The organism is Actinocorallia sp. B10E7, from assembly GCF_039871655.1.
Lineage (GTDB): Bacteria > Actinomycetota > Actinomycetes > Streptosporangiales > Streptosporangiaceae > Actinocorallia.
The window spans coordinates 1-5,103 of record NZ_JBDPLZ010000024.1 but is presented as its reverse complement, the minus strand read 5'-3'; the positions used below and the strand labels follow the sequence as shown (position 1 = coordinate 5,103).

The window sequence follows — 5,103 nt, the reverse complement described above, 5'->3', positions numbered from 1 at the left end:
TGGACCTTAATGGAGAGTTTGATCCTGGCTCAGGACGAACGCTGGCGGCGTGCTTAACACATGCAAGTCGAGCGGAAAGGCCCTTCGGGGTACTCGAGCGGCGAACGGGTGAGTAACACGTGAGCAACCTGCCCCCGACTCTGGGATAAGCCCGGGAAACTGGGTCTAATACCGGATACGACATCCGCCCGCATGGGCTGGGTGTGGAAAGTTTTTTCGGTCGGGGATGGGCTCGCGGCCTATCAGCTTGTTGGTGGGGTAGTGGCCCACCAAGGCGACGACGGGTAGCCGGCCTGAGAGGGCGACCGGCCACACTGGGACTGAGACACGGCCCAGACTCCTACGGGAGGCAGCAGTGGGGAATATTGCACAATGGGGGGAACCCTGATGCAGCGACGCCGCGTGCGGGATGACGGCCTTCGGGTTGTAAACCGCTTTCAGCAGGGACGAAGATGACGGTACCTGCAGAAGAAGCGCCGGCTAACTACGTGCCAGCAGCCGCGGTAATACGTAGGGCGCAAGCGTTGTCCGGAATTATTGGGCGTAAAGAGCTCGTAGGCGGTCTGTCGCGTCGGATGTGAAAGCTCGAGGCTTAACCTCGGGTCTGCATCCGATACGGGCAGACTAGAGGCAGGTAGGGGAGAACGGAATTCCCGGTGTAGCGGTGAAATGCGCAGATATCGGGAGGAACACCGGTGGCGAAGGCGGTTCTCTGGGCCTGTACTGACGCTGAGGAGCGAAAGCGTGGGGAGCGAACAGGATTAGATACCCTGGTAGTCCACGCCGTAAACGTTGGGCGCTAGGTGTGGGGACCTTCCACGGTTTCCGCGCCGCAGCTAACGCATTAAGCGCCCCGCCTGGGGAGTACGGCCGCAAGGCTAAAACTCAAAGGAATTGACGGGGGCCCGCACAAGCGGCGGAGCATGTTGCTTAATTCGACGCAACGCGAAGAACCTTACCAAGGCTTGACATCGCCGGAAAACTCGCAGAGATGCGGGGTCCCTTGTGGGCCGGTGACAGGTGGTGCATGGCTGTCGTCAGCTCGTGTCGTGAGATGTTGGGTTAAGTCCCGCAACGAGCGCAACCCTCGTTCCATGTTGCCAGCACGTAATGGTGGGGACTCATGGGAGACTGCCGGGGTCAACTCGGAGGAAGGTGGGGATGACGTCAAGTCATCATGCCCCTTATGTCTTGGGCTGCAAACATGCTACAATGGCCGGTACAGAGGGCTGCGATACCGTAAGGTGGAGCGAATCCCTTAAAGCCGGTCTCAGTTCGGATTGGGGTCTGCAACTCGACCCCATGAAGTCGGAGTCGCTAGTAATCGCAGATCAGCAACGCTGCGGTGAATACGTTCCCGGGCCTTGTACACACCGCCCGTCACGTCACGAAAGTCAGCAACACCCGAAGCCCGTGGCCCAACCCGCAAGGGAGGGAGCGGTCGAAGGTGGGGCCGGCGATTGGGACGAAGTCGTAACAAGGTAGCCGTACCGGAAGGTGCGGCTGGATCACCTCCTTTCTAAGGAGCACGAGCTCGAGATCCACGACCACAACGGTCGTGACACTGAGCTGCTCGTTAGCAGTGGAGCACTGACTATTCAGTCCGGCGGGATCGCCGCATCGCTAGTACAGCCTCTTCGGGGGTGTGGAACGGGATGCCCGGGGGTTCCACCTGATTGAGCACGCTGTTGGGTCCTGAAGAAACGGGCGATCCGTTTTTTCGGAACCACGCGGCCAGACCGCGGCCCCCGTCTTCCGGGGGTTTTCGTCTGGGCCGTCTGTTTTTTGAGAACTGCACAGTGGACGCGAGCATCTTAAGCAATTAAGAGCCTGGAAATATCTGTCGACGGACTTCGGTTCGTTGCGAGTGTTTCTTTTGGTTCACAGTTTGTCTTGGTATTTGGGCCAATTGTGTTGTGGTTCAAGTTTTTAAGGGCATACGGTGGATGTCTTGGCATCAGGAGCCGATGAAGGACGTGGGAGCCTGCGATATGCCTCGGGGAGTCGGCAACCAGACTTTGATCCGGGGATTTCCGAATGGGGAAACCTGGCACCCGTGATGGGGTGTCGCCGCCTGCTGAATGCATAGGCAGGTTGGTGGGAACGCGGGGAAGTGAAACATCTCAGTACCCGCAGGAAGAGAAAACAAGAGTGATTCCGTGAGTAGTGGTGAGCGAAAGCGGAAGAGCCTAAACCGATCGTGTGTGATAGCCGGCGGGCGTTGCACGGTCGGGGTTGTGGGACCACCTTGAATCCTCCGCTGGGGGTTCGAAGAGTTACAAAGCAGCTCGGTAGTCGAACGGCATGGGAAGGCCGACCGCAGACGGTGAGAGTCCGGTAGACGAAATCGTGTTGCCTCTTGGGTGGGATCCCGAGTAGCACGGAGCCCGTGAAATTCCGTGTGAATCTGCCACGACCACGTGGTAAGGCTGAATACTCCCTGGTGACCGATAGCGGACAAGTACCGTGAGGGAAAGATGAAAAGTGCCCCGGTGAGGGGTCGTGAAATAGTACCTGAAACCGTGTGCCTACAAGCCGTCAGAGCGTCTCCAGCAGCTTGCTGCTGTCCGTGATGGCGTGCCTTTTGAAGAATGAGCCTGCGAGTTACGGTGTGTGGCGAGGTTAACCCGTGTGGGGGAGCCGTAGCGAAAGCGAGTCTGAACAGGGCGTTCAGTCGCATGCTGTAGACCCGAAGCGGAGTGATCTAGCCATGGGCAGGTTGAAGCGCCGGTAAGACGGTGTGGAGGACCGAACCCACCAGGGTTGAAAACCTGGGGGATGACCTGTGGTTAGGGGTGAAAGGCCAATCAAACTCCGTGATAGCTGGTTCTCCCCGAAATGCATTTAGGTGCAGCGTCACATGTTTCTCGCCGGAGGTAGAGCTACTGGATGGCCGATGGGCCCCACAAGGTTACTGACGTCAGCCAAACTCCGAATGCCGGTGAGTGAGAGTGTGGCAGTGAGACTGCGGGCGATAAGGTTCGTAGTCGAGAGGGAAACAGCCCAGATCATCGACTAAGGCCCCTAAGCGTGTGCTAAGTGGGAAAGGATGTGGAGTTGCCGTGACAACCAGGAGGTTGGCTTAGAAGCAGCCACCCTTGAAAGAGTGCGTAATAGCTCACTGGTCAAGTGATTCCGCGCCGACAATGTAGCGGGGCTCAAGCACACCGCCGAAGTCGTGGCAATCAGACGAGAGTCTGGTTGGGTAGGGGAGCGTCGTGCAGCCGGTGAAGCCGCAGCGTGAGCTAGTGGTGGAGGCTGCACGAGTGAGAATGCAGGCATGAGTAGCGAATGAACGGTGAGAAACCGTTCCGCCGGATGACCAAGGGTTCCTGGGGCAGGCTAATCCGCCCAGGGTAAGTCGGGACCTAAGGTGAGGCCGACAGGCGTAATCGATGGACAACGGGTTGATATTCCCGTACCCGCCGGTACGCGCCAACGCCGAACCTCGTGATACTAACCGCGTGAACTCCTCTTCGGATCCTTCGGGTGAAGAAGATGTGGGGGAGCCCGGGACCTGATCGGGTAGTAGGTGAGCGATGGGGTGACGCAGGAGGGTAGCTCAGCCCGGGCGATGGTAGTCCCGGGGTAAGCCCGTAGGGCGAAGCATAGGCAAATCCGTGCTTCATGTGCCTGAGAGGTGATGCCGAGCCGTTTTAGGCGAAGTGAGTGATCCCATGCTGCCGAGAAAAGCCTCTAGCGAGTGTACTGGCGGCCCGTACCCCAAACCGACTCAGGTGGTCAGGTAGAGAATACCAAGGCGATCGGGTGAACTGTGGTTAAGGAACTCGGCAAATTGCCCCCGTAACTTTGGGAGAAGGGGGGCCGTGGCCGGTGATCGGACTTGCTCCGTGAGCTGGGTGCGGCCGCAGATACCAGGGGGAAGCGACTGTTTACTAAAAACACAGGTCCGTGCGAAGTCGTAAGACGCTGTATACGGACTGACGCCTGCCCGGTGCCGGAACGTTAAGAGGACCGGTTAGACCCGCAAGGGTCGAAGCTGAGAATCTAAGCGCCGGTAAACGGCGGTGGTAACTATAACCATCCTAAGGTAGCGAAATTCCTTGTCGGGTAAGTTCCGACCTGCACGAATGGCGTAACGACTTCCCCACTGTCTCAACCACAGGCCCGGCGAAATTGCACTACGAGTAAAGATGCTCGTTACGCGCAGCAGGACGGAAAGACCCCGGGACCTTCACTATAGCTTGGCATTGGCGTTTGGAATGTCTTGTGTAGGATAGGTGGGAGACTGTGAAGCTCGGACGCTAGTTCGGGTGGAGTCATTGGTGAAATACCACTCTGGTCGTTTCGACCGTCTAACCCGCGCCCCTTATCGGGGTGGGGGACAGTGCCTGGTGGGTAGTTTAACTGGGGCGGTTGCCTCCCAAAGAGTAACGGAGGCGCCCAAAGGTTCCCTCAGCCTGGTTGGTAATCAGGTGGCGAGTGCAAGGGCACAAGGGAGCTTGACTGTGAGACCGACGGGTCGAGCAGGAGCGAAAGCTGGGCCTAGTGATCCGGCACCTACGTGTGGAAGTGGTGTCGCTCAACGGCTAAAAGGTACCCCGGGGATAACAGGCTGATCTTCCCCAAGAGTCCATATCGACGGGATGGTTTGGCACCTCGATGTCGGCTCGTCGCATCCTGGGGCTGGAGTAGGTCCCAAGGGTTGGGCTGTTCGCCCATTAAAGCGGCACGCGAGCTGGGTTTAGAACGTCGCGAGACAGTTCGGTCCCTATCCGCTGCGCGCGTAGGAGTCTTGCGAGGATCTGTCCCTAGTACGAGAGGACCGGGACGGACGAACCTCTGGTGTGCCAGTTGTCCTGCCAAGGGCACGGCTGGTTGGCTACGTTCGGAAAGGATAACCGCTGAAAGCATCTAAGCGGGAAACCTGCCTCCAGATGAGGACTCCCTCCACCTTACGGTGGGTAAGGCCCCCAACAGACTATTGGGTTGATAGGCCGGAGATGGAAGCACGGCAACGTGTGGAGTCGACCGGTACTAATAGGCCGAGCGGCTTGACTACACACACCGAATTCTTCTGAGACTGACTGTGTGCTCGCGTCCCTGTGCGGTTCCCGGAAAACAGCCGGCGAACCCGCGCTA

General features: G+C 58.4%; 2 rRNA genes. Both read left to right on the top strand.

The window, feature by feature from the left end:
• The first annotated feature begins 6 nt into the window (after positions 1-6).
• Positions 7-1,519 (top strand): 16S ribosomal RNA (locus ABGB12_RS34970).
• Positions 1,520-1,919: 400 nt separating this feature from the next.
• Positions 1,920-5,023 (top strand): 23S ribosomal RNA (locus ABGB12_RS34965).
• Together the 16S and 23S rRNA genes form the textbook arrangement of a ribosomal RNA operon.
• Positions 5,024-5,103: the final 80 nt, after the last annotated feature.